Origin of the sequence: Chitinophaga dinghuensis (genome assembly GCF_003259435.1) — a bacterium.
Taxonomy (GTDB): domain Bacteria; phylum Bacteroidota; class Bacteroidia; order Chitinophagales; family Chitinophagaceae; genus Chitinophaga; species Chitinophaga dinghuensis.
Genome location: NZ_QLMA01000005.1, coordinates 180,019 through 205,702, shown reverse-complemented (window position 1 = coordinate 205,702; position 25,684 = coordinate 180,019). Strand labels below are relative to the sequence as shown.

At 46.3% G+C, this 25,684-nt stretch carries 19 protein-coding genes; 14 read left to right on the top strand and 5 right to left on the bottom strand.

Annotated features, from left to right (window positions below; translation table 11 throughout):
• Positions 1 to 120: 120 nt before the first annotated feature.
• The gene (locus CLV59_RS16105) at positions 121 to 798 is read left to right on the top strand and encodes a TIGR02117 family protein (protein WP_111593086.1); all 678 of its coding nucleotides are present in this window, start codon (positions 121 to 123) and stop codon (positions 796 to 798) included.
• Positions 799 to 902: 104 nt separating this feature from the next.
• Here the strand turns inward: CLV59_RS16105 and CLV59_RS16100 are convergent, their stop codons facing one another.
• Positions 903 to 1,538, bottom strand: coding sequence for a hypothetical protein (locus CLV59_RS16100; RefSeq protein WP_111593085.1), 636 nt, complete (start codon positions 1,536 to 1,538; stop codon positions 903 to 905).
• Between the two features lie 262 nt (positions 1,539 to 1,800).
• Here CLV59_RS16100 and CLV59_RS16095 point away from each other — a divergent pair, with 262 nt between their 5' ends.
• From CLV59_RS16095 to CLV59_RS16075, 5 genes are all read left to right on the top strand, one after another.
• On the top strand, positions 1,801 to 4,974 hold the full coding sequence (locus CLV59_RS16095) for a SusC/RagA family TonB-linked outer membrane protein (RefSeq protein ID WP_111593084.1): 3,174 nt from the start codon (positions 1,801 to 1,803) through the stop codon (positions 4,972 to 4,974).
• Between the two features lie 11 nt (positions 4,975 to 4,985).
• On the top strand, positions 4,986 to 6,419 hold the full coding sequence (locus CLV59_RS16090) for a SusD/RagB family nutrient-binding outer membrane lipoprotein (RefSeq protein WP_111593083.1): 1,434 nt from the start codon (positions 4,986 to 4,988) through the stop codon (positions 6,417 to 6,419).
• A gap of 216 nt (positions 6,420 to 6,635) precedes the next feature.
• A complete protein-coding gene (locus tag CLV59_RS16085) occupies positions 6,636 to 7,349 on the top strand; it encodes an alpha/beta hydrolase (RefSeq protein WP_111593082.1) in 714 nt (237 codons plus the stop codon).
• A gap of 149 nt (positions 7,350 to 7,498) precedes the next feature.
• Positions 7,499 to 8,359: a helix-turn-helix domain-containing protein gene (locus tag CLV59_RS16080; RefSeq protein ID WP_111593406.1), complete on the top strand. Its 861-nt coding sequence runs from the start codon at positions 7,499 to 7,501 to the stop codon at positions 8,357 to 8,359.
• A 95-nt stretch (positions 8,360 to 8,454) separates the two neighbouring features.
• Positions 8,455 to 9,234 (top strand): alpha/beta hydrolase, encoded by a 780-nt coding sequence (locus CLV59_RS16075; protein ID WP_111593081.1) that lies wholly within the window; start codon positions 8,455 to 8,457, stop codon positions 9,232 to 9,234.
• A gap of 67 nt (positions 9,235 to 9,301) precedes the next feature.
• On the opposite strand, the gene CLV59_RS16070 is transcribed toward CLV59_RS16075, so the two are convergent.
• Positions 9,302 to 10,135, bottom strand: a complete 834-nt coding sequence (locus tag CLV59_RS16070; protein WP_111593080.1) for a YXWGXW repeat-containing protein — start codon at positions 10,133 to 10,135, stop codon at positions 9,302 to 9,304.
• Positions 10,136 to 10,401: 266 nt separating this feature from the next.
• Here CLV59_RS16070 and CLV59_RS16065 point away from each other — a divergent pair, with 266 nt between their 5' ends.
• The gene (locus tag CLV59_RS16065) at positions 10,402 to 12,324 is read left to right on the top strand and encodes a hypothetical protein (protein WP_111593079.1); all 1,923 of its coding nucleotides are present in this window, start codon (positions 10,402 to 10,404) and stop codon (positions 12,322 to 12,324) included.
• A 93-nt stretch (positions 12,325 to 12,417) separates the two neighbouring features.
• Here CLV59_RS16065 and CLV59_RS16060 read toward each other — a convergent pair whose 3' ends face one another.
• The gene (locus CLV59_RS16060; protein ID WP_211323910.1) at positions 12,418 to 12,843 is read right to left on the bottom strand and encodes a GNAT family N-acetyltransferase; all 426 of its coding nucleotides are present in this window, start codon (positions 12,841 to 12,843) and stop codon (positions 12,418 to 12,420) included.
• A gap of 95 nt (positions 12,844 to 12,938) precedes the next feature.
• Between CLV59_RS16060 and CLV59_RS16055 the strand changes: the two genes are divergently transcribed.
• From CLV59_RS16055 to CLV59_RS16035, 5 genes are all read left to right on the top strand, one after another.
• Positions 12,939 to 14,354 carry an aminotransferase-like domain-containing protein gene (locus CLV59_RS16055; RefSeq protein ID WP_111593405.1) on the top strand — a complete coding sequence of 472 codons (1,416 nt, stop codon included), beginning with the start codon at positions 12,939 to 12,941 and terminating at the stop codon, positions 14,352 to 14,354.
• A gap of 139 nt (positions 14,355 to 14,493) precedes the next feature.
• Positions 14,494 to 15,741: an exonuclease SbcCD subunit D gene (locus CLV59_RS16050; protein WP_111593077.1), complete on the top strand. Its 1,248-nt coding sequence runs from the start codon at positions 14,494 to 14,496 to the stop codon at positions 15,739 to 15,741.
• A gap of 1 nt (position 15,742) precedes the next feature.
• A complete protein-coding gene (locus tag CLV59_RS16045; RefSeq protein ID WP_111593076.1) occupies positions 15,743 to 19,474 on the top strand; it encodes an AAA family ATPase in 3,732 nt (1,243 codons plus the stop codon).
• Positions 19,475 to 19,659: 185 nt separating this feature from the next.
• Positions 19,660 to 20,628, top strand: coding sequence for a M43 family zinc metalloprotease (locus tag CLV59_RS16040; RefSeq protein ID WP_111593404.1), 969 nt, complete (start codon positions 19,660 to 19,662; stop codon positions 20,626 to 20,628).
• Positions 20,629 to 20,754: 126 nt separating this feature from the next.
• Positions 20,755 to 21,276, top strand: coding sequence for a methylated-DNA--[protein]-cysteine S-methyltransferase (locus CLV59_RS16035; RefSeq protein ID WP_111593403.1), 522 nt, complete (start codon positions 20,755 to 20,757; stop codon positions 21,274 to 21,276).
• A gap of 2 nt (positions 21,277 to 21,278) precedes the next feature.
• Here CLV59_RS16035 and CLV59_RS16030 read toward each other — a convergent pair whose 3' ends face one another.
• Positions 21,279 to 21,857: a DUF3885 domain-containing protein gene (locus CLV59_RS16030; RefSeq protein WP_111593075.1), complete on the bottom strand. Its 579-nt coding sequence runs from the start codon at positions 21,855 to 21,857 to the stop codon at positions 21,279 to 21,281.
• Between the two features lie 100 nt (positions 21,858 to 21,957).
• Between CLV59_RS16030 and CLV59_RS16025 the strand changes: the two genes are divergently transcribed.
• A complete protein-coding gene (locus CLV59_RS16025) occupies positions 21,958 to 22,449 on the top strand; it encodes a hypothetical protein (RefSeq protein ID WP_146616214.1) in 492 nt (163 codons plus the stop codon).
• Positions 22,450 to 22,551: 102 nt separating this feature from the next.
• Positions 22,552 to 23,139: a hypothetical protein gene (locus CLV59_RS16020; RefSeq protein WP_111593073.1), complete on the top strand. Its 588-nt coding sequence runs from the start codon at positions 22,552 to 22,554 to the stop codon at positions 23,137 to 23,139.
• Here CLV59_RS16020 and CLV59_RS16015 read toward each other — a convergent pair whose 3' ends face one another.
• Positions 23,140 to 25,557, bottom strand: a complete 2,418-nt coding sequence (locus CLV59_RS16015) for an outer membrane beta-barrel protein (protein ID WP_111593072.1) — start codon at positions 25,555 to 25,557, stop codon at positions 23,140 to 23,142.
• Positions 25,558 to 25,684 lie beyond the last annotated feature (127 nt).

The window sequence follows — 25,684 nt, the reverse complement described above, 5'->3', positions numbered from 1 at the left end:
TGAAATATAAAATTAAGATTTTCCCTGATGGAATGAAGCCGTTTAACTAATCATGCGGATCGTTTTTTCCGACTACATCAATTATTTTCCTAATTTGGCAATCTTATTAAACCATTTCCATTGAAGCGATTCCTGAAGATAGTGGGCTATTCACTATTGACCTTTTGCCTGTTAATAGGCCTTTACCTCCTGGCTGCGTTTATCCTTTCCCGTATGAGCACCCCAAAGGAACAAGTAGCAGATGCGGATATTCCCATCTATATACTCACTAATGGCGTACATACAGATCTGGTGGTACCGGTGCGTACGGAGCAGATCGACTGGAGTACCCGTATTCCTTTTAGTAATACCATTGCCAATGATACCAGCGCGCAGCTCCTGGCTTTTGGCTGGGGAGATAAAGGTTTTTACCTGGAAACGCCCACCTGGGCGGATCTGAAGGCCAGTACGGCCTTTAAGGCGGCATTTAGTTTAAGTACTGCGGCCATTCATGCTACCTATTACCGACAGTTACAGGAAAATGAAAGTTGTCGCCGTATCATGATAAGTAAATCACAATACGCACGATTGGTAAAATACATCAATGACAGCTTCAAAACCGGCGCTGATGGTATGCCTGTTAAAATCAATACGAATGCTAATTACGACAGAAATGATGCGTTCTATGAAGCGAAAGGAAGCTATAACATCTTCCATACCTGCAATACCTGGGCTAATAACGGGCTGAAAAGCTGTGGCCAGAAGGCCTGCCGCTGGACCATATTTGATACCGGTATATTTTATCAATATAGGAAGTAGGGAGACGACAGCCATACTGTAAGGCTATATACCTCAAGCAATAAAAAAAAACTGGTTGCCGGATTTACCCTGCAACCAGTTTTTTTATGCTAAACTTTTCCAGTTCAATTATACATCGCGTCTACACGGTTCAAATGGTTACCCATTTCATCGGTAGGATGAATCATATAATCAAACAGAGATAATGCATAGAGTAACGGAATTTTCTCTTTAGGAATGCTTTGTTCTGCAATGTCTTCCCGCCAATTGGAACCGAACTTTTCCTTATAAGTATAACCAGCATCCTTTGCCAGCTCATATAGCTTATCTTCGTATATCCATTGTGGTAAGATGTACATGCCAATCGCTTTCCCCAGCTTACTGCGCTCGGTTATTTCTTCCGGAGTGACCTTTCCAAAGTAAACACGGAAGTAATAATACAATGCCCCAAGCGCAAAGGCTACTGATAACCAGATAATTCCCTCTCTTGGATAAATGGGGTCCACCTGATTTTTACCATAAAAAAAACATACGATGGCCGCTATAAAAAGAGTAATCCGCGCATAACCGGCAAATACGCTTTTCTTGTTGATAGGTAAATTAAAATGATCCTTTTCGCCTTTGGCAGTTGGCATTACCAGTACAGAAGAGGACGGGACTATAATGAATCCCAATACCAGTATAAATTCTGTTTGTATCCATTGTTTTTCCAGGTGGCCGATCTTTCCGGCAAAGAAGGGAATGGCATACTTAGTGCGCATATCTTTTCATAGTTATAGGTTCCATACAAATATAGTATATAATTTGTATGTATTAAGACGACGCTCCCCCGTTGCTTTATTAAATATTTATTTATCTATATAGTCTATAAAACTTGTAGATTAAATAAATCCATATTACATTTGTCCTCGATATTGAAAAACAATTGTAGCTATAATTCATTACCAAAATCAACAGGGAACGAATCTGAGAAGCCATGATACTCAGCCAACGATGATTTAGGCCCACATTAAAACACTTAGCATGAAATACCTTCAAAGGCTGCTATGCCTACTGCCAGGGCTACTCTGGTTGCAGCAAAGTATTGCCCAGGAAATCCGGGTAAGCGGGGTAGTCACCTCCCGCACAGATGCACAGCGTATACCCGGCGCCGTTATTCGCGTGAAAGGATCATCTTCCGGCGCACAAACAGACGCTGATGGCCGATTCGCCATCAATGCGCACGAGAAAGATACCCTCCAGGTGTTCTACCTGGGATTTGAACCAGCCTTTGTGGTGGTAGGCAGCAATCATGTGATCAATATTTCCCTGGAAAGTACTAACCGAAAACTGGATGAGGTAGTGGTTACCGCACTGGGTATCTCCAGAGAGAAGAAATCGCTCGGTTACGCCGTACAGGAACTCAAATCCAAAGATATCTCCGAAGCGAAAGAAACCAATCTGGTCAATGCCCTCTCCGGCAAAATCGCCGGCGTACAGGTCACCAACAGCCAGGGGAATATGGGTTCTTCCAGAATCGTGATCCGCGGAGAAACTTCTATCGCCGGAAATAACCAGCCACTCTTCGTACTCGACGGCGTACCTGTAGATAACAGTCAGCTAGGCGTAGGCACCGGCCGCGATTTTGCCAATGCAATCTCCGATATCAACCCAGACGATATCGCTGCCATCAGCGTACTGAAAGGCCCCAACGCGGCTGCATTATATGGCTCCCGCGCCTCCGGTGGCGTGATCGTCATCAAAACAAAAACAGGTAAAGATACCAAAGGCGGTTTAGGCGTTACCGTTAATTCCGGCGCTACCTTTGAAAAAGTATTGATACTGCCCGACTTTCAAAACTCCTATGGCCAAGGTACCGGCGGCCAGTTCTCCTATAAAGACGGTAAAGGCGGCGGCCTGAACGACGGCGTGGATGAAAGCTGGGGCCCTAAAATGGATGGACGCCTCATTCCCCAGTTTTTCTCTAACGGAGAAGCCGTTCCATTCGTCGCTCATCCCAATAATGTGAAAGACTTCTACGTGACCGGCTATACGTTAAATAACGGCTTGTCAGTAGGAGGTAGCTCCGAAAAAATCGATTATCGCTTTTCCTATAATAATACCAAACAGGTGGGAATTCTCCCCAATACAGGGATTTCCAGGAATACTTTCGTGGCCAGCAATACATTCCGACTCACCCCCAAACTGACCCTCAGCACCTACGCAAACTATATTCGCAGCGCTGCTGATAATCTTCCCGGAGTAGACGGTAAGCGCGGCAACAGCGTAACATTGCAGTTCATCTGGTTTGGCCGACAAGTAGACATCGAGAAACTGAAGAACTATAAAAACCCAGATGGCACCGACTATAACTGGAACCATAGCTACTACAGCAATCCCTACTGGATTCAGAACGAGAATACCGTGGGCATGCTGAGAAACAGATTCCTCGGTAATGCCCGGCTATCCTACGAAATACAACCCTGGCTGACAGCGGCCTTCCGCATTGGTACAGATTATTACCAGGATCGACGGAAATATAGAGTAGCCTATTATACCAATGGTACGCCATTCGGATCTTATACAGAAGATGCTTATGCAGTAAACGAAACCAACGGAGAATTTACACTGAACGCGAAAAAGAAACTCGGTAGTAATTTCGATATCGATGTACTGGCCGGTGGTAACCTCCGTACCAATCAATACGAACAAAACTATCAGCAGGCGCCCAGGCTCGCGATAAAAGGCGTATATACGCTGAACAACTCCCGGGACCCGCTGGTATCTACCAGTTACCTGAGCAGACAGAAAGTATACAGCGCTTTTGCATCCGCGCAAGTAGGCTATCATAACTATGCATTCGTGAACCTCACGGCAAGAAATGATTGGTCTTCCACCTTACCGGTATCCTATTTCTATCCTTCTGTAAACGCCAGCCTGGTGCTGTCGGAAGCCTTCCATTTACAGAGTAATGTATTATCGCTGCTGAAAGTACGCGGCGGCTGGGCACAGGTAGGTAAAGATACAGATCCATATCTGCAGGTGAATACGTATCCCTTCAATACGCCGTTTGGATCTCAGCCACTGCTAACGGTTTCCGACAAATACCTGAGTAAGAATATCAAACCGGAAATCACTACCTCCACTGAACTCGGCGTGGAAGCAGGCTTCTTCAAAAACAGGGCTAAAATAGATGTGACCTACTATAATACTACCAGTCGCAACCAGATTTTGCTGGCAGACGTGAGCGGCTCCACCGGCTACCTGAAAAAATTACTGAATAGTGGTGAACTGAAAAATCATGGGGTAGAAGTGCAGTTGGGCCTTACGCCAATCATTACCCGTTCAGGTTTTCGTTGGGACGTAAACGTTAACTATGCACGTAATGTCAGCGAAGTGGTTTCTCTGGACAACGACGGATTCCTGAATAGCTATGTACTGGGTAGTTCCGGCAACATCCAGGTTATCGCAACGAAAGGCCAGCGCTACGGAGCGCTCTTTGGCTCTGCATTTGCACGCGATGCCCAGGGCCGTGTACTGGTGAATGCCGATGGTCGTCCGCAAACAGACCCTACTCAAAGAGTGCTGGGATACTTCACTCCAAAATGGACAGGTAGTATTAACAATGCATTTTCCTTCAAAGGATTCAATCTCAGTTTCCTCATAGATACGAAACAAGGCGGCTCCATCTGGTCTGGTACCAACAGCACTGGTATGCGCACTGGCGTGTTGGCTGCTACCATGCCTGGCAGAGATCAGGAACATGGCGGTCTTCCTTACTACAACGACGGTACGAAAAACGTGCAGTTACCCAGTCATGATGCCACTGCCCCCAACGGTGCAGTCGTAAAACACGATGGTATCATCTTCGATGGCTATACGGCAGATGGTAAAAAGAATACCGCTGTGCTTCCGGCTATGGATTACTACAAGGCGGTATACAGCAGCAGTCTGAGTGAAACCTCTATTTATGATGCCTCTTTCATCAAGCTCAGAGAGGTGAGGCTTGGTTATACGTTGCCGCAAACCATCGTCAACAAATGGGGCTTGCAGTCGGTCAACATCGCGCTGGTAGCCAGAAACCTGGGCTACCTCAGCAAACATGCACCGAATATTGATCCGGAAACGGCCTTCAATACCGGAAACGGACAAGGGTTGGAAACACTGCAAATCCCTACCACGCGTAGCTTTGGCTTTAATCTGAATGTTTCATTCTAATTCTCTATCAAATGAAAAAGTGGCTGATACCCATCTATATATTAGCGGCTGCCCTGATTTTCAGCGGTTGCCGGAAAGAACTGGATCGCATCAATATTAACCCGAACGAGCCTACGATTCCAGACCCGGAATACCTGTTCGCCAACGGTATCAAATCCAATGTAGACACCTACTGGGGTACCGATGCGACCATGGAAACAACACTGCTGTATGTGCAGTACTGGTCGAAAATCCAGTATCCTGATCCGGATAGATATATCCCTGCCAGTACCAGCATCCAGTCGGTATGGAATAATTTCTATGCACAGGGAATCACAGATTTTACGACCCTCATTCAGTTGGGAGATAGTCTGAAACTCCCTGGATATAAGGCTTCCAGTATTATTATGCGGTCCTGGATTTTCCAGGTACTGACAGATTTATACGGAGATGTGCCGTATTCACAGGCAGGCCAGATTGAGAAATATCTCACCCCGAAATATGATCGCCAGCAAGATATCTACAATGGGCTGCTGACGGAATTAAAACAGGCGGTTACCATCATTGACGCTAATCCAGGCGCACCATTGGCGGGGGACTCCTTATTGCTGGGGAAGTTACAGAACTGGAAAAAATTTGCGAATGGTTTACGCTCCCGTATCGCACTGCGTATAGCAGACCGCGATCCGGAAGGCGCCCGCAAAGTATTTGCAGACCTCGCAGCAGAAGGAAATGTCTTCTTCGCGGATGGCGACAGAGAAGCGAAACTGAATTACCTGGCATCGCCTAGTCAGAATCCGGTGGGAAGAAACCGGGAAACCCGCAATGATTACCGTATCAGTAAAACGGTGATCGACCAGTTACAGGCCTTAAATGATCCGCGGTTAACAGTATATGCCGCCAAACCCGCTGATGGCGGACCTTACCTGGGTGTAACAAATGGCCTGCCGGCAGATTCGGCTTCGCGACTCGGATTTTCCAAAACATCGGACGTAGGCTCCGCTTTCACCGCTTCGCAAGCGCCCGCCTTCCTTTTCACCTATGCGGAACAATTGTTTATTTTAGCAGAAGCGGCGCAGAGAGGCTTCTATAACGGTAATGCATCAGATCTTTATCAACAGGCAGTCAGAGCTTCTTTTAAGCAATACGGTATTACCGGCGCAACAGTAGATGCATACCTGGCCCAACCTGCAGTACAATATAATGTAGCGAATTATAAAAAATCGATCGGCGATCAGAAATGGCTCGCACTTTTCAGTGAAAGTCTGGAAGCCTTCGCCGAATGGAGAAGACTGGATTACCCGCAATTGAAACCCGCATATACCGGCGTTCTCCTGGGTAAAATGCCGGTGCGTTTTACTTACCCTTCCAGTGAACAGGCATTGAACGGGATCAACTATAAAGCCGCAGTAGCGCGACAAGGTACGGACCTGCTGACTACAAAAGTCTGGTTTGATATGTATTAAAACAACATTGGTATAGGGAGACACGTGTCTCCCTACTGCCTATATATCACTTAAAGGAAGCCTCGTAAATCAATTACGAGGCTTCCTCGTTTATGATAGTTTTGGAAGGAAGGGAAATATTTACAACTATTCGGGTAAAACGTACATTAGCCACTGCTGGTTTTCATCTCATCTTTGTATCGTTAATACAAACCCAAACATCAAAAAAATAGAAAAATGAAAAATCAAACAAATTCCCCAGCAGTAAAAAACATCGTTTTAGTTCATGGCGCATTCGCTGATGGTTCTGGATATAAAGGCGTATACGAAGCATTAACCCGCCAGGGATATAATGTTTCTGTAGTGCAGAACCCACTGACCTCTCTGAAAGATGATGTGGCGGCAACCCACCTGGTACTGGATGCGCAGGATGGTCCTGCTATCCTCGCCGGTCACTCCTGGGGCGGCGCTGTAATTACAGAAGCAGGCAATCACCCCAATGTTGCAGGATTGGTATACATTGCAGCTTTCCAACCCGATAACAATGAAACAGCATTACAATGGTTCCTGACCGCTCCTCCTGCCGCTGAAAATGGCGTACTGCCTGCCGATGAGAAAGGAATCGTTTACTATGATAAAGATAAATACCATGCAGGTTTCTGCGGAGACCTCAGCCAGGATGAAGCTTCCTTTATGTACGCCTCTCAGGGCGCTTTCTTCGGAGAATGCTTTGTAACGCCTATCACCGCTGCCGCCTGGAGAAACAAACCAACTTACGGCATCGTAGCCACTGAAGATAAAAGTATCAACCCCGATATTCAACGTAATATGTACCAACGCTCTGATACTAAAGTAACTGAAATTAAAGGTAGTCATGCTGTCTACATTTCTCAACCTGAAAAAGTAGCTGCCGTAATTGCCAATGCAGCCAGCGAAATCGCTGCCATGTAAGCCAAACGCTCCCGCCTCCGAACAGTCCCTGTTTGCAATTGCTGCAAACAGGGACTGTGGCGTCTGAGACATTCAGTTGCACAGGGATATAAATTTTGGCCATCCATTGAACTTTCGTATTTTAAATGACTGAATATGCTTTGCCACTCATGAAGCTCAAACTAACAGCAGAAAATACCGGAGGAGAATTACTGCTTTTCAAAGAAGAAGCAGGCTTCGACCGACAATTCTATTCCAAAGACCGGTTCAATAAGTACTTTACGATTGCCTGGAATCCTGGTGAAAGTCAGACCGTTACCATCGATGGCACGGAACATACTTTTCCTGGCAACTCCTTACTTACATTATTATTCAACCAGTCCTTCAGCTTTGAAGAGGCAGAAAGTATCATTGCCTGGCAGTTCAACCGGGAATTCTATTGCATCATCGATCATGATAGTGAAGTCAGCTGCGTAGGTTTCCTCTTCAGCAGTACAGATCATATGTTCGTGGAGCTGGACGAAACGGCACAGGAGAAGTTATTATTGTTAACCTCCGTATTTACAGAAGAATTCAGAACATCAGATCGTATCCAGCATGAGATGCTGCTGGTATTACTCAAACGGCTGATCATTTATGTTACCAGTCTTGCTAAATTAGGATATGTACCTGCTAAGAAGCTCCAGGATGAAAGGTTTCATATCATCCGTAAATTCAATCTCCTCGTAGAAGCGAATTTTAAAACGGCGCATGCTGTTAGTTTCTATGCGGAGTTACTGCATAAATCTCCTAAAACATTATCTAATCTTTTTGCAATTTACAATCAGAAAAGTCCTTCTCAGATAATACAGGAGCGTATAACGGTAGAGGCTAAACGATTTTTACTATATACGGAAAAATCCGTTAAGCAAATTACATATGAATTAGGTTTTGAAGATGTTGCTTACTTTTCCAATTTCTTCAAGAAGAATACAGGTGTTGCTCCCTCAGATTTCAGAACGGTAGGGGCGGGTGTACAGGAAGGGAAATAATTACAAGCTTCCGGGTAAAAAGATCATCGTTCACGTTTTCAATTTATCGCACCTTTGTATTGTTGATGCAAACAAAACCTTCAACAACCCTAAAGATGAAAACGAATAATATAGTTAACTCCCTTAAAGTGGCTATCCTGGCCTTATTTGTGGCGCTGTTCAGTTTGGCAACAGCGAGTGCACAACAAATAAAAAATATAGTATTGGTACATGGCGCTTTCGCAGATGGGTCCGGTTATAAAGGACTGTATGAAATCCTCACTAAGCAAGGATACCATGTTACCGTTGTTCAAAATCCCCTGACTTCCCTGGAAGATGATGTGACTGCTACCAAACTCGCCTTAGATGCGCAGGATGGCCCTGCCATTCTCGTTGGTCACTCCTGGGGTGGCGCTGTGATTACACAGGCCGGCAACCATCCTAAAGTAGCCGGATTGGTATACATTGCAGCCTTCCAGCCAGATAACGGCGAAACCGCCCTACAATGGTTCCAGACTGCCCCTCCAGCACCTGAAAATGGCGTACTGCCTCCAGACAGCAAAGGAATCGTTTACTATGATAAAGATAAATATCATGCAGGCTTCTGTGCTGACCTGAGTAAAGCCGAATCAGATTTTATGTACGCTTCACAAGGCGCATTCTATGGTAAATGCTTTGTAACTCCTATTACAGACGCTGCATGGAGAGTGAAACCTACCTATGGTATCGTTGCAACTGAAGATAAAAGTATTAATCCGACCATTGAACGCAATATGTACAAACGCTCCAATACTAAAGTGACAGAAATAAAAGGTAGTCACGCAGTGTACATTTCCCAACCTCAGCAAGTGGCCGCTGTGATAATGAAAGCAGCAAAAGAAGTAGCCATGAAATAATCCAAAGCCATCCATAAGCATAAAAAAAATCGGGATGTATGATCCCGATTTTTTTTATGCTTCTATTTTAACCTCTTCTACCGCGTCCACCGCCGCCACCGCCACCGTGGCCGCCCATGCCCATAGAACGACCTCTCTGGTCAAAACGTTCTCCGCCTGGCATGCTCATACTATGTACGGCAGGCGCCTGGTTAGGCGCATGAAACTGACCTCTTTCATTCATCATATTCTGCTCATGCTGCACCTGCAACTGATGGGCCGGCGTACGATTTTGCTGCATCGCCCCACGTTCTCCTTCCGTAGGACGATAGTTCACGCCGCCACGGCCATTAAAACTAACATGGTTGTTGTTGGTAATATTCACCCGGTTGACATACGTATTATGAATACCTCTGCCTACACGCCATACGGCGGTGTTATACATGAAGTGACCACCTTCCCATCTACCACCGTAGAAGCCTGTACCAAAGTAGCCGAAACCATAGTTAATACCGCCATAATAGCCTACGGTTGCGCCCCAGTAACCAGGGTGCCAGCCATAGAAACCGCCATAGAAAGCCCAGTATCCAGGGGTCCATAACAGTCCCGCTGATGGTGGTAATACCCATACGCCAGGTACCCAGTAATAACCGCCGGATCCCCAGGCCCAGTAGCCAGGTACCCAATAGTAACCGTCACCCGGACAAGCAGGCTGCACGTAGTCTGGAATAGGCGGAGGCGCCGTCTGCGCCTGTACCGTTACACTGGCTTGGTCATCCGTGTAATAATCCTGTGCCCGACTCGTAGTTACCGACAGGGCAAATAAGGAAAAGAGTATCAGTATTGCTTTTCCGGGAAATCGCTTGAAGAATGCCGGTTTGCTGGCTTTCGTCTTCCCAAAAAGAACGGATTGTTTACTCATCTGGATTAAGTTTTATGGTTGAACGATTTTTATTTCAAAACAGCGGTAGATACTTGATTAACATCTATCAGCTATCCTCCAAACAAATAAGGTGTGTAAAGGGTTTGCTAACTTTATAAAAAATGTCTGAGGCCGTTTGGGAAAAGAATGTTTTTGTCGGAATGCAGGAAATGGAGTAATTTAAATCCTCCGTCCATTTTAAGTTAGGATTGCAGATAATAATATCCGAATAACCATTTATTTTATTTACCTCAAAAACATTACACATGAAAACCGAGTCAGCCACCCTTGAGGCGGTAGAAGTGGTAACACTTCATTCTATCCGTGCATTACACAATCTGCCCGTATCCCACAAAAACAAAATTGTAAACCCCCATCATTTGTTATGGACCAGTAGGAGACATGCGCATGCCAAGGGTACTCCCGTTGTTTTTGATATCAACAGGAAAGAGGAGAATGCCCTGGAAGTGAAAATCTCTTCCAGTAAACCATTATCAGGCAACCATACTTTGGAGGCACTGTCGGACAATGGCGAAGTTTTATTTGCCGGTAAGGTAAACGGCGATACTGTGATTGCTAAAGCTACTCAAACGCCGGATGAATTTGCGGCCTTGCGTAATCATACCCTGCATTGGCAACTGACAGAAGGCAAGAAAGACATCATTCCCTTGGGGACTACCTGGATTCCTATTTATTGGACCAACACCAAAGAAATGCCGGCAGCCCTTTATCGTAAAGGAATAAACCTGGAAGCACTGGAAGCCATTGCTACTGCCACCAAAGCAATTCACGCATACCCTTATGATGAAAATGCTTCGCTGATCAGAGCAAACGCACAACCAGTTTCTTACTATGTGGACTCCGTGTACAACTATATCCCGCCAAGATATGATGTTTGGAATGGAGCTACGTTCTTCACCAGTCTGCGTACTGACGGTAATAAAAACAATATTACCCTGTACTACAATTCTTACATCTATGCTCATAACAATCAGCCGAATTCCATCCTGAATTGCTATGATACCGCTTCCGTTCTGCAGTATCTGCTGATGAGCGCAGGATATGGCACGCAATGGTTGTTCATGCAGCCTTTTGGTTATCTCAAACAAACGCCATTGATTGGCCGTGGATGGTGTAATAATCCATTCTATGCCTCTGCCGGCAATCAGCCTGTGGTAAATGTATTTGACCCCACCCGTACCGCTTTCGGTAACCATGCATTCGTAAACGTAACGAATTATGCTTTAGTGGCAGATGCATGCGCCGGTCCGCATAGAGGTGGTGAAACGCTGGCCCAGTATGTTGCAGCAGCGGTAGACACACAGTATCCTAATCCGCCACGCGTTCCGCAAGGCACCGTGAATAATGTTACGGCCTGGTTGGGCGTAAGATATGTGAACACCGTTAATGCGGTGAAGGAAACAGGAAGCATTGCACACGTGGCCGCTATTAAAAAACTACTGAAGTATAAAGAAGTGAAAACGCTGAAAGAAGATAAAAGCGGCATTGCAGCAAAATGGCCTGATCCAGCCGATTGCCCAGCATTACATGGCAAATGGAAAACAGGCTATGAAGAAGTAGTGCCAGGTGCGGAAGAAGTGGTGAAAATATTCATGCTTAACCATGGGGAACAAAGTATGAATATCAAATTGCACGTCATTTCCGGATCTAAAGAACTGGCACATAACCGGTTTTTTGCTGTAACCGGATTTACTGAAGGTGCAAACCCTAGCTACGAAGCAGGTCCGGAAGATCTGGGACAATATTCCGCCGTAAGCGTGAATAAACAATATCCTATTGTAGTCTTCCTGCAAGACAATGTGGTGATGCAAATATCTTGCAGCGATCCTGCTACAGATATTATGGGACTCGCAAAATGGTTCCTGCAAACAGCCCGGAAGCATGAAGTGAAGGATATTACCACCCATCTTCCAGCCGCTCAGGTACATTATTCCACCCTGCAACCTAAACTGGGCGATCGCTTCTACCTGTCCCTTTCTTCAGGTGAAAACGCCATCCTGGAATTCGAGCAGGAAGAAGAAAACGGCCTCCAGCTGATATCTGAAGAACACAGCGTACTAGTATTCGATACCAATAAAGCCGGTAAACAACCGCTGAAAGTATTGGTAGTAGATAAAGAAACGCTGCTGGTCAATACCCAGACCATCCAACTGGATATCCAGAAATAATTCGGTTTTGATGATGAAGTGTTACTCCTGCAGACAGTGCGTTCTGCAGGAGTTTTTATTTATTTTTTTGGGAGACGCGCGTCTGCCAGCTACCTATTTCACATACATCCCAGGTCGGAATATCTCCATCAGATTCCCTGGCTTTGCTGGTTCCGTAAACTGGAACTGACGATACAACTCATGCGCATCGCTGGTATTCAACATTTTTCTTCTCAATCCCCTGGACCAGGACAGTTCCAGTATATGTGTGAGCATTTTTTTTGCAATACCGCGGCCCTGGAATGCCGGCAGCACCAGGAAATCTGCAAACCATGCAAAGGTACTGTAGTCCGTAATCACGCGTCCAAATCCTACCTGCCGGCCATCCAGAAAAGCGCCCACGCAATAAGAGTGCGTCAGTGAATTTTCTACCAACTCATATGATATCCCCTGCGCCCAATAAGACTCCTCGCTCAAATAATGATGGATCATGGCAATGTCCATATTTTCCTTACCCGTTTTAATAATTACTTCCAACATGGTGCGAATAATTTATGCTACAAAAGTACCTTTGTACCTAAAATGGACACAGTATCAGTTTTTTGTATTTTTATGGACACAGTTATTTTGATACCATGAAACGGGATTTTCTCTACCTCGATATATCCGGTAAAATAGCGGGCCTTATCAGAAAAGGTACCCTACAGCCTGGCGATAAGCTACCCTCCGTGAGAATGCTTTGCCAGGAGTACGGCATTGGAATGAATACGGCTAAAAGGGTTTTCCTGGAATTGGAAGCACAATCGCTCATCGTTTCAAAACCCCAATCGGGTTACTTTGTGAATCAGTTGCCTTATCAGCGACTACAACTCCCTGAAGTGAGTAAGCCTTCCGCCGGCACGCATAACAAAGAACCAGAAGGCCTCATTCAGAAAGTCTTTAGCACCATGGGCCGCAACGATCTCACTTTGCTCTCCATGGGCGTACCTTCCAGTGAATTACTGCCACTGGCAAGATTAAACAAAGAAATCGTTCAGGCTACGAGGAACCTGCGCTCGGCAGGAACTGCCTATGAGCCCTTCCAGGGCAATGAAAACCTACGTCGCATGATCGCTGCGCGCTCCCATCACTGGGGCGGACAACTCACCGCCGATGACCTGGTGACCACGGCCGGCGGCATGAATGCCTTATCCTTCTGTATGATGGCCCTCAGCCAACCAGGCGATACTATTGCGATGGAAAGTCCTTGTTACCCGGGAAGCCTGCAACTGGCGAGGAGTCTGGGTTTAAAAGTCTTGGAACTGCCAACGCACCCAGTAACCGGCGTTGAAATAGAAGCGTTGAAAAAAGTGATTCATAAAATAGATCTCTGCCTGCTCGTACCCAATTTTAATACGCCTTTAGGTAGCTGTATGCCAACAGAAAACAAGAAAGCAATTGTAAAACTGCTGGCAAAACATAATATCCCACTCATTGAAGACGACATCTACGGCGATCTGTATTTCGAAGGACAAAGACCGCCCTGTTGCAAAACCTTTGATACCACAGGCAATGTACTGTGGTGCAGCGCGGTGTCTAAAACACTGGCCCCTGGCTATAGAGTAGGATGGGTGGCTCCGGGAAAATACAAGGAAGAAATTATGAAACTAAAGCTGGTACACGCTATTTCATCTACGACGATCACCCAGGAGGCTGTCGCCAATTTCCTGAGAAGCGGCAAGTATGAAAGTCATCTCCGTAAACTACGCAGCAATTTGCAATCTAACTGTGATCACTATACGTCGGCTATAGCGGACTACTTCCCGGAAGATACGAGGGTCAGCAGGCCACAAGGTGGACTGGCGCTTTGGGTTCAGTTCAATAAAGCAGTGAATACCACCGAACTCTTTGATATCGCGATGAAGCATAAAATCAGTATTGCGCCCGGAAGAATGTTTACGCTGCAACATCAGTTTGAGCATTGTATGCGCATATCCATCGGATTGTATTGGTCGGACGAGGTGCAGCAGCAACTGAAACGACTAGGGCGATTAGTGCATATGTTATCATAGCTGAAGGTAGAAATTATGTGTCGGAAGACGCGTGTCTCCCGATATCTGATATGTTACGCTTTTTCTTCATCCACGCCTCAGATCCGGCTGTTTCTACCGTCCCAAAAAATTAACGTACTTTCGACCAAATGTTTGGGTAATGAAAGTGCTGCATACTGCCGACTGGCATATCGGTCAGTTATTCCACGAATACGATCGTTCTTATGAGCATCAGCAGTTCCTTAACTGGCTGTTGCAAACACTTATAGATGAAAAAATTGATGTATTGCTGATTAGCGGCGATGTATTCGATGTGTCGAATCCTGCTGCCAATGCAATCAGAATGCTATATACTTTCCTGGCAACCGCCATCAGGAATAATCCGGACTTACAGATCATCATGACGGCAGGTAATCACGATTCTGCTGCGCGACTGGAATCTCCCAAACCGCTGTTGGAATCATCCAATATCCATATCGTCGGGGTGGTGGAAAGAGATGCAGAAGGCCAGATCGATTATGATAAACTGATTATTCCGATCAAGCATGCATCCGGAAACACGGTTGCCTGGTGTCTGGCACTGCCTTTTTTACGGATGGGCGATTACCCGGAAACAGCAGGCGCTGAAAATCCTTATGCTGCGGGCATTGCAGCCATGTACGAACAGGTATACCAACATGCCCTGCAATACAAGCAGCCAGGCCAGGCCATTATTGCCATGGGCCATATGCATACGCAACAGGCAGAGATTACAGAACTGGATAAAACAGAAAGGCTCATTATGGGTGGAGTGGAATGCGTCTCCACAGATGCTTTTCATGCAGACATCAAATATGTTGCCCTTGGCCATATTCATAAATCCCAGCGTATCGGAGGTAAAGAACATATCCGGTATAGCGGAAGTCCGCTACCTATGTCGTTTTCTGAATTTAATTACCGACATCAGGTGGTAGTGTTTAACCTGGAAGGAGAACAGATCTCCTTGCCAGCTACTTTGGAAGTGCCCGTATCAGTGGGATTACAGCGTATACCAAGTGTGCACAGTGAGTTGTCGGAAGTACTGACGGCATTGGAAAGTTTGCCGGAGAAAACGGAGGAGACTACCGTTCCTGCGCCTTATCTGGAAGTAAGAGTATTACTGGATGGCCCAGAACCTTCCCTGAGACACAGAGTTGAAACCACCTTGCAAAATAAATACGTGCGCTTAGCAAAGATTGATGTAAAATATAGTAAGGGAGACGTGTCGGTGGATACGCCGGAAACTATAGCTGGTAGCAACTTACAGGAGTTGCAGCCGGCAGATATTTTTGCAAAAGCCTATCAGGTAAAATACAATAACCCCGTTCCTGCGGAATTACTACAGCTGTTCCAGGAAGTAGCGCAGGAAGTTAACCATTCGGAGAATTAGCATGAAGATACGTGCCATACGCATAAAAAACCTGGCATCGCTGGAAGGTACTGTGGAAATAGATTTCACCCAGGCCCCTTTACAGCAAGCCGGTATTTTCGCTATCACAGGGCCTACCGGCGCAGGTAAATCTACTATTCTGGATGCCCTATGCCTGGCCTTATATGCCAAAACGCCCCGCTACAAGCAAGCGGAGAGTGGGGTAGAAGTGCAGGATGTACAAGGCGCTACCATCAATCAAAGCGATATACGCGGCATTCTCCGCGATGGTACCGCGGATGGCTATGCAGAAGTAGATTTCGTGGGAGTGGATGGTCAGCCCTATCGCGCCACATGGAGCGTGAGAAGAGCGCGTAATAAGGCCGATGGCGCATTACAGGCTTATGAAATTGCACTTAAAAATATCCATACCAATGCAGCCGTACCTGGTAAAAAAGGGGAACTGCAAGAGGAGATAGCACGATTGGTAGGACTGAACTTTGAACAGTTTACCCGCTCTGTACTCCTTGCTCAGGGCGACTTCACCGCTTTTCTGAAAGCCGGCAGAGATGAAAAGGCTTCCCTGTTGGAGAAACTGACAGGAACCACCATCTACACGGAAATATCCCAAAGAATATTCCGCCGGTCTGCTGATCAGCAACTGGTGGTAAAAGCGCTGACAGCCAAACAGGAAGGAATTTCCACGCTTACCACCGCTGAACTGGAGGCCCTGCAGCAAGAGAAAGCGTCTCTCCAAACTGCGATCCAGTCAACAGAACAACGGATAGAAACGCTGACCAGAGAAATCGACTGGCACGAACGTCTGGCAACTTTGATGGAAAGCCAGGAAGCTGCCCAACAGGCATATGATACTGCTACTGCTGAAGTGCAACATGCAGCGCCCAGAGAACAGCAACTGGAACAGGTGGCGAAAGTGCAGCCCCTCCGAGCCACAGTAGAAGCATTACAAACCACACAAAAGCAACTAAACGATAAAACCCAGGAAGCCACTTCGCTGATGGGGCAACTGGATAGCCTGTTACAGCAGAAAGTAAGTTTGCAAACCATTTTACTGGAACTACAGCAGCAACTGGATAAAGCCGTACAGGAGCAGGAAAGCGCGCAGCCCAAGCTGATAGAAGCCCGGGCACTGGATGTGCAACTGAAAGAAAAACAGGAGCAAATTCGCCAGGCAACCGCACAGCGAGATGAGGCCCGAAAACGGCTACAGCAGCAAGAAGAAGAATTATCACAAAAAAATACAGCCGCAGAAAACCTGGCGGCGTCCATTACAGCGTTAACGAAATGGAAAACGGATAATGTAAGTCGGCAACCCATTGCCGAACAGCAGGAATTCATCCTTTCTGTATTGCATAATGCCGGCGTTAAAGTGGCCGATCTGGATAGATATGCTGTGGAATTAGCCAGCATAAAGGATTTGATTCAATCGGGCAAAACCAGGTTAGTCGCATTGAAGTCCACACAAGCAGACTTGCAGGCTACTTGTCAACAAGAACAAACGGCCTATCAGCAAGCCTCGTCCCAACTTCAGACAACAGACGTTATACGCCTGGAAGAGGAAAAGAATCAGATTGATCTTGCCGTGGAAGACATATTGCGCGCGGAAGCTCAGTGGAAATTGCTCTATCACTCCAGGCAGGAAACAGACACTTTGCAGCAACAACTACAAGAGCAGCGCGAAGCGTTAACGAAAGTGGAATCGGAGTTGCAGCTGGCTGCAACCGCCATGACATTGGCCAAAGCCCAGAAAGACGTGGCGCTTTCAGCACGGGATAAGGCCAGAGTGGCTGCTGCGGCAGATGTAGAAAAACTGAGAGAACAGCTTACGCCTGAAGAGCCTTGCCCTGTCTGCGGTAGCAAGGAACATCCCTATGCAACCCATGACCCGCGTCTCAGTAATCTCCTCGCTGAACTGGAGTCGGATTACAATGCCGCGGAAAAAGAATATACCAATTGTCTGACTACTCATAGTGGGTTGCAAAAATCCCGGGATCTTATTGTGGTCACTATTGCTACTAAGGATAAGGAAGTACAGGCCAAAGAGGCGGCCATCGCGGCACAACAGCTCAGTTGGACTACCTTTCAGATATATCCCGCATGCATGCAGCAGCCGGAAACAGAGCGAGCGGCATGGCTGCTGGCACGTCTGGAAGCAACGAAGTTGCAGCAAACAACCTTAAAGGAAAAAATTCATTTATATCAAACCAGTAAAGCAAAACTGGATAAAGCTAAAGAGCAGCTAGACAAACAGGAAAAAGAACTATCGGATAAAACCAATGCCATCAAGGATGAAGAACGGGCGCTAACTTCCCAGGAAGAAAAGCTGACGATGTTGAAGGAGAGTATATCCGCAGCAGAAGCAGCCCTGGAACAGGTACAGCAGCAATTGTCGGTCCACTTTGCCTCCCCGCAATGGTTCCAGGGATGGAAGCAAAATCCGGAATCTTTTGTCGCTAAGATACAGGAGTTTGCCGCCGCCTGGAAAAGTCAGATAGCGCAACTGGAGGAAAATACCCGTAAGCAGGCGGTATTAGAGGAATCTATTACAGGCAGTCAAGCGCAGGTGGTATATTATACGGAAGACGCGAGCCAAAAGCAAGAGCAGCTGGTACACCTGGAATTAGCGGCGGCAGCTTTGCAATCAGCGCGTAAAGCGATATTCGATGGAAAGCCTGTAGCTGCTGTAGAAGCGGATCTCAAGGCTGCCGCAGATTATGCCCGTCAAAACCAGGACGGGAAAAAAGCGGAGCTGGATGTGCTGTTAGCAGAGGAAACCCGTGTTGGCGCAAGAAAAGAGCAAGCAGAGAAGGATCAGGAAAGTTTGCAACAACAAACGCTGGAACTGCAACATAAGATCACCCAATGGCTGAATCAGTATAACCAGCAGCAACATACGAACCTCTCTGAGCCAGCGTTACATCAACTGTTATCATTCCCTCCGGAATGGATGGACACAGAACGGGCCGCCCTGCGGAGAATAGCCGATGTACAAACCCAGGCGAAGTCGGTGTTGGAGGAAAGAACAACCGCCTGGAATACGCACCGGCAGCAGCATTTCTCTGAAAATACTCTCGAGAATCTGAAAGAGAGTAAGCTGGTAGAAACAGAGGTGCTCCGCCAAAAGGGCAAAGAATTTAATGGCATCGAGTTCAAACTGAAACAGGATGAAGAGAACAAAGACCGTATTGGTACGCTGCGGGAAGAGATAGCCACGCAAACGCAGATATGGGAGAACTGGCAGAAACTGAATGAAATCATTGGTTCCGCCGATGGCAAGAAGTTCCGGCAGATCGCACAGGAGTATACGCTGGACGCCTTGCTCAGTCACGCAAACGTGCACCTGGAATTTTTGAACCAGCGATATGTATTGGAACGAATTCCAAATTCGCTGGGCTTGCAGGTATTGGATAAAGACATGGGTAACGAAATTCGTACGGTGTACTCCCTTTCCGGAGGAGAATCCTTCCTGGTGTCGTTAGCGCTCGCATTGGGACTGGCCTCTTTATCTTCGAGCAGAATGAAAGTAGAATCCCTGTTCATCGACGAAGGCTTTGGTTCCCTGGACCCTGCTACGCTGAATATCGCCATGGATGCGTTGGAGCGCCTTCATAACCAGGGCCGTAAAGTAGGGGTGATATCTCATGTGCAGGAGATGACGGAACGTATTCCGGTACAGATAAAAGTGAGTAAGATGCAGAGTGGCAAGAGTAAAGTGGCTATTACAGGAATATAAAATGATTGAATTAATAGATAGAGCGTCCTGTACTGCGGTACAGGGCGCTTTTGTTTTTAATAGGCAATGTTATGCGGATCGCAGCCGCTTCTTCTATTTTCAGGATATAAACTGATTTTATTATCCTGCTATTGCTCTCCCCTGAATTTACCATAGGATAATGAACAACCCAAACCCTCATGATCATGAAAAAATCAGCACTAATCCTTTTCCTGGCAGCCCTTATCTTCTCTGGCTGTACGAGGAAAGACAACCAAATTATTGAGCAAAATCCTACTCCTGAAGTAGCTGTAGCCAAAGAGCGCAAATGCGCCGCCTATGAAGTATTGCAGCAGCAATTACTGGCAGATCCAACACTGGCCGTGCGTATGGCTAGAATTGAAAAGCTGACCAACGATGTCAGCAAGAGCCAATCGCTGTATCGACTCTTACCGGATGGCACAGTAGAAATTCCGGTGACAGTAAATGTCCTGTACAAAGGCGCTACCCAAAACATTTCTGATGCACAGATTCAATCACAGATTGCTGCGCTGAATGCAGACTATAATCAACTGTATTCCGTACCGCCGATCTTTGATTCGCTGCGGGCTTCAGTAGGTATTCATTTCGCACTGAAAAGCGTAGTGCGTAAATCCACTACTAAATCTTCCTGGTCTCCAAATGATGCGATGAAGAAAAGCGCTTCCGGAGGCATTGACGCTACTGCTCCGGATTCTGTACTGAATATCTGGGTTGTGGGCGCTATGACTGGCGGTGTAATCGGCTATGCGCAGTTCCCTGGCGGAGCGGCGGCTACTGATGGCGTAGTAATCGCTTACGATTGTTTCGGTACAATTGGTACGGCTACCGCTCCTTTTAACGTGGGCCGTACAGCTACACATGAAATTGGCCACTGGCTTAATTTACGCCACATCTGGGGCGATGCCACCTGTGGGGATGACCTGGTAGCAGATACCCCGTTGCATAATGCGGCCAATTTCGGCTGTCCTGCTTATCCGCACCTCAGTACCTGCACTGGTACGCCAGTGGAAATGACGATGAACTATATGGATTATACCGACGATGCCTGCATGGCGATGTTTACCAAAGGCCAGAAAGCCAGGATGTTGACTACCTTCCTGCCTGGTGGTGGAAGGTATAACTTCGCACATTAAATTTCACCAGGGGAGAGCCCTTTCTGTTTAATCGCAAACCGCCCGTAGTAAAGGGCGGTTTACTCCCAATTGCTTAGTATTTCAGTGAGAAGACATATCTTGTTGCTGATTTTATTCGTCACCGCCATGGCAAAACCTATAAATATCATTGATCTAAAACAGCTGGAAACGCCCATCGGGAGAATGTTTGCCTGTGCTGTCCCGGAAGGTGTATGTCTGCTGGAATTTACGGAACGTAAGATTCTGCAACAACAATATGGATACCTGACCAAAGCATTTCGTGCGGAAATTGTCCCGGGAGAAAACCCACATTTTCCATTATTGGAGGAGCAACTGCAGGAATATTTTGCTGGCAACAGAAAAACGTTTTCGGTTCCCTTGGCGATACCGGGTACCAGTTTCCGAGTGAAAGCCTGGCACGGATTGCAACAAATACCTTATGGTACAACCAGATCCTATAAGGAGCAGGCTTTGGCATTGGGTACGCCGGATGCCATCCGTGCAGTAGCCAGTGCCAACGGAGCGAATCGTGTCTCCATAATTATTCCCTGCCATCGCTTAATTGCTACTGATGGGTCATTAACAGGCTATGGTGGCGGTATCTGGCGAAAGCAATGGCTGCTGGAATTTGAAGAAAAACATGTATAAGACTACAAGCCATCTGCCCTTTCAGATAACCAGGCAGTATATTTCTCTCGCACTACATCCCTGGTAGCGCTGTCTTTCAGGATAATATCAACGCCTCCATCATAAGGCGCCACAATACAGGGATACTCTCTGGAAATAAAAAATGCCCTAAGATTATCATCTGCAATGGCACGCAACAAGACATCATATTTTCCGCTTTGCCAGGTACTTTCATTAAACATCGGATAATACTGGGTGTCTTCTGGGAAATGATTTGTTTCCAGAAGGATGGGGGTTGCAGTAGTAAATGAGATATCAGATAAAAATGGGGAAAGCTCCGTTGGTACAGGCGCAGCGGTATCGGTAAATTCTCCGGTAACCAGCAGTATAGGCGCGTCAGCTCCCATTAAATCGGTGAGCAAAGTATTTTGCCGATGCAGCAGCTCCTGCCAGTCGGCCTCACTGGCTGCATATCGCTGGGCTTCAGGAAGACTATGGATACGGAACCATCTTTCGGGAAAATCCCATTTAAATAAAAAGGAAATAGGGGGAGTGGGGCCGTAACTGGCTGCCCAAAATTGCTCAAATTCCGTTGCAGTCATGGTAAAAAGTCAATTTCATAGATTACAAAGGTATTAAAATTTTCAGGTGCAAGCGAACTGGCATCAATTTGGTTATAAGCTGTTTACAAACCATATTTTTATGAAAAAGCTTGCCATCTTGGCCTGCCTCTTAGCCGGAGGTTTTTTCTGTGCGCCGGCATCTTACGCCCAGGTACGTTTCAATGTAAATGTAAACGTGGGTAATCAGCCCACCTGGGGCCCTGTAGGATATGACTATGCCCAATACTATTATCTCCCGGACATCGGCGCTTACTACTACATTCCGGATCGCCAATTTATTTATTTCGATGAAGATGCGGATGATTGGGTTTTTGCCCGCAGCCTTCCCAGGTATTACCATTATGATTTATACCGTGGCTACAAAGTAGTGATCAATGAGCCCCGACCTTATCTGCGAGATGATTATTATCGCACCCAGTACAGAAGATACAAAGGATGCTATGGCAAACAGGTGATCATCCGGGATTGTAAAGATGACCGCTATCGCCGTCACCATGATGATGACGATGATCAGGGCCATGGACACGGCCGCTGGAAAGAACATAAGCATCATCATCGCGACGACGATTAATCATATACGTTACTTATACCTACAACTGCATACCGCCCGGCGCCGGGCGGTTTTTTATTTTGGATAAGGAATATTTGTAAATTGTGTTGAATTTTCAGCCACATGATTTCCCATCCAGATACCTTACAAATCGTCCGAAAAGCAGAAGGACTCACAGATACCACCTCTTTCATCCGCAGGGATATATCTAAATCAGTGGACATCGTGTCGCCCCAAACCTTTGCCCAGGGCTTTGCGAATATAAAACCTATGCCAGATCCGGTCACCATTGTACTACAGTCATTCCTGATGAGAAATCTTTATTTTTTAATTCCTGTAGTGTTGTTTTGTATTGCATGGGTGAGAATAGTTTTCCTGGTTTTTGCTCATCAGGCGAACCTGGCGAAGGCAATTCCCTTTATCCTTTTTTCAGTGATCATTGCTGGTTACCTGCTGATGCGTTGGAGAGGATGGGCGCCTATGCAAATCCGAATCAGCAGTAAGGAGATTGCTGGTTTCAAATGGACAGAACTGTCAGCAGTTTATATAGTCAAAAGACAAAGTAGACGTAGTTTGAAATGTTTGCTGGCATTTGTGAAAAGAGATGGTACGCTGGAATATATTCCTGTTACGGAATACTATCATAGTGGGCAATTACAGGCGGTTGCTGCTGCGCTCAGGGATTTGTCGCCTATAGAACAGACCATGTAACTACATTCTGTTTTTGACGTCTTTTGCGCCACTGTCCCGCGATTCCGGCGATTTCATATTTTTATTTCCGAACCGGTAGCTGAAGGAGAGACGTAATACCCTGTTTTCCCAATGGCTAATATTACGATACGATAATCCGCCATAGTTACGAGTGGCGTCATAATTCAATCCGTTAAATATATCCGATACCGTTAGTTTGAAGACGCCTGCATCCTGCAAGAGTTTCTTTTGTATTCCGATGTCTAACGCACAATTGGAGGTCACCAGTGCCGGAATATCCAGGAAAGGCGCGTTGTAGAACCCATAGAGTTCTATGCTCCACTTACGGGGAAGACTAAACGAATTATTCAGGTAAGCCGTCCACGTAAATCGATGGATGGCTGAGGTGTTCTTCGCTTGATGGATGTTGGATACCTCCATGTAAAATGCATTCAGTCCGCATGCTGCCTGCCAGAAGGAAGTAATATTTTTGCTGGCATTCAGATCCAATGATACCTGATGCTTGTAAGGTACATTGACGTAAGTATTAAAAGTTCTCCCACCGTAAAGCGTATCTGCATACTCCAATATCATATCATGCGTAGCGCTGTAACTAATAGCCGCGGAATATTTTTCCTGGTAGATCCATATCAGCTTCAAATTATCAGAGAACATAGGCCGCAGGAAAGGATTTCCTGTTTCATAAGATAACTCGTCCATCACAAACAGGAACGGATTCAGCGACAGATAGGTGGGTCTGTCTATCCGCCGGTTATAGGACAACGATACGTTATGCTGTGGATGAAATTTCCAGGTGGTCAGTATATTCGGGAACAAATTGAAAAATGCGGTATCTACCGCTTGTAACTGGTTTCCCTTCAGGCTATACAGTTGGCCATTTCCGGCGGTATGTTCTCCGCGTAGTCCTAGTACGAATGAGAATCGTTTTAACTTAAAGGAATAACTGAAATAACCTGCGGTTATGATCTCTTTATAGAGGAATCGGTTGGTACGACCGGTGTCAGGGAGATGCTGGTCGGCTTGAATGGAGTAGAACCGCATATCATTGTCTGATTGTACATCACTGAACTTGATACCGGTTTCCAGATTGCCAAGCCCCAATTTTTGGCGATAATCAGCCCTGGCAGCCCCGAAGGTATAATTGGCGCGGTGCTGATTAGTAAATGCAGTGCTATAGCCGGGAGTGCCATCCGGATGAAAGTAAGTATTGGGCAGCCATGCATCGGCTGCTTTTTTATTGGCGCCATAACTTGCGGTAATGGCTAATTCTCTTCCTGTCGTATCAAGGTAGGTATAACTGCCGCTTAAGGTGTTGTTGTAGGGCCGGAAATGGGTGACATTCCTGGCGATCAGCGTAGAGTCCGGAAGTTGGGGCGATTGCTGGTAAATGAGCGTCTGAGAAGTAGCATCAAATCCATTGCGGTTAATGTTACCATCCAGGGAAATACCTACTGTACTTTCCGCATTGATGGAATAATCAGTCCCAATTTTATAGTTGTATGAGTTCCTGCGATTACGGTTGTTCCACTGCTGGTCGAAGCTTACCAGTTGCTGGTTGGTTTCCTGTTCCCTGACATTGTGCCTGGAATAACGGTTTAGACTATTGATGTTACTGAAGCTACCGTAGGTATTGAATTTTCCTGTTTTGTAGTTAAAACTGGCGCTGCCGTTGAATTTGGGATAGTAATTACCAATGCCGGCAGTAATAGCCACATTGCCATTGAAGCCAGGCTGTGTGAGCTTTTTGGTCTTAATGAGAATGATACCCGCATTACCGGCGGCATCAAAACGCGCACCGGGAGTAGTGACTATCTGAATTGTAGCTATGTTGTCAGAAGGTATACCTTTTAGATAATCGGCCAGGTCTGCGCCGGAGAGATTGATCTGTACTCCGTCTATATATACCAGAATACCCGATTTTCCGCTGACAGTAATTTTGTCTTCCCCTGAAACCATTACTCCCGGAGCCTTTCGCAGCAGATCTATCAGATTCAGACCAGTGGCATTAATGCTGGAGGCCACATTCATAACAATGCCATCTGGTCGGATATTGACCAATGGCTTCCTGGTATTACCTGTAATCACTACTTCTTTTTCCATTCTTGCTTCCAGGAGAAGCTGTTGCTGTTTGGATATATCCGTTAACGTTATATACCTGGACTCATATCCCATAGCGGTAACCCGCAATAATGCCGGAAGGGCCGGAATATCTCTGATCGTGAAATACCCCTCGTTATCAGCAACCGCCCCTTTTATCCGTGAGGAGTCCACAGCAGATAGTAATACCACACTGGCATAAGGAACGGGAGTCTTTGGCGCCGTTATCACCTGTCCATGATAGTCCCTGCCGGAAGATTGCGCTTTCAGTTGGATATTGGTCAATAACAGACAACAGCACAGCATGGTCAGCAGGCGCATATGCAAGAAAATATTAAATGCTGGATTTAGGTTCAGGTTGCAATTAAAGATATAATTTCGCGACGGGAATAGTACGCATCATGTGCTTTATTTTTTTACTTGAAAATTTTGTAGCATACCGATATCC

Excerpts from the sequence above, each read along its gene's own strand:
- CLV59_RS16100 (WP_111593085.1), bottom strand. The coding sequence starts at position 1,538 with ATGCGCACTAAGTATGCCATTCCCTTCTTTGCCGGAAAGATCGGCCAC.
- CLV59_RS16095 (WP_111593084.1), top strand. The coding sequence starts at position 1,801 with ATGAAATACCTTCAAAGGCTGCTATGCCTACTGCCAGGGCTACTCTGG.
- CLV59_RS16090 (WP_111593083.1), top strand. The coding sequence starts at position 4,986 with ATGAAAAAGTGGCTGATACCCATCTATATATTAGCGGCTGCCCTGATT.
- CLV59_RS16085 (WP_111593082.1), top strand. The coding sequence starts at position 6,636 with ATGAAAAATCAAACAAATTCCCCAGCAGTAAAAAACATCGTTTTAGTT.
- CLV59_RS16080 (WP_111593406.1), top strand. The coding sequence starts at position 7,499 with ATGAAGCTCAAACTAACAGCAGAAAATACCGGAGGAGAATTACTGCTT.
- CLV59_RS16075 (WP_111593081.1), top strand. The coding sequence starts at position 8,455 with ATGAAAACGAATAATATAGTTAACTCCCTTAAAGTGGCTATCCTGGCC.
- CLV59_RS16070 (WP_111593080.1), bottom strand. The coding sequence starts at position 10,135 with ATGAGTAAACAATCCGTTCTTTTTGGGAAGACGAAAGCCAGCAAACCG.
- CLV59_RS16065 (WP_111593079.1), top strand. The coding sequence starts at position 10,402 with ATGAAAACCGAGTCAGCCACCCTTGAGGCGGTAGAAGTGGTAACACTT.
- CLV59_RS16060 (WP_211323910.1), bottom strand. The coding sequence starts at position 12,843 with ATGTTGGAAGTAATTATTAAAACGGGTAAGGAAAATATGGACATTGCC.
- CLV59_RS16055 (WP_111593405.1), top strand. The coding sequence starts at position 12,939 with ATGAAACGGGATTTTCTCTACCTCGATATATCCGGTAAAATAGCGGGC.
- CLV59_RS16050 (WP_111593077.1), top strand. The coding sequence starts at position 14,494 with ATGAAAGTGCTGCATACTGCCGACTGGCATATCGGTCAGTTATTCCAC.
- CLV59_RS16045 (WP_111593076.1), top strand. The coding sequence starts at position 15,743 with ATGAAGATACGTGCCATACGCATAAAAAACCTGGCATCGCTGGAAGGT.
- CLV59_RS16040 (WP_111593404.1), top strand. The coding sequence starts at position 19,660 with ATGAAAAAATCAGCACTAATCCTTTTCCTGGCAGCCCTTATCTTCTCT.
- CLV59_RS16035 (WP_111593403.1), top strand. The coding sequence starts at position 20,755 with ATGGCAAAACCTATAAATATCATTGATCTAAAACAGCTGGAAACGCCC.
- CLV59_RS16030 (WP_111593075.1), bottom strand. The coding sequence starts at position 21,857 with ATGACTGCAACGGAATTTGAGCAATTTTGGGCAGCCAGTTACGGCCCC.
- CLV59_RS16025 (WP_146616214.1), top strand. The coding sequence starts at position 21,958 with ATGAAAAAGCTTGCCATCTTGGCCTGCCTCTTAGCCGGAGGTTTTTTC.
- CLV59_RS16020 (WP_111593073.1), top strand. The coding sequence starts at position 22,552 with ATGATTTCCCATCCAGATACCTTACAAATCGTCCGAAAAGCAGAAGGA.
- CLV59_RS16015 (WP_111593072.1), bottom strand. The coding sequence starts at position 25,557 with ATGCGCCTGCTGACCATGCTGTGCTGTTGTCTGTTATTGACCAATATC.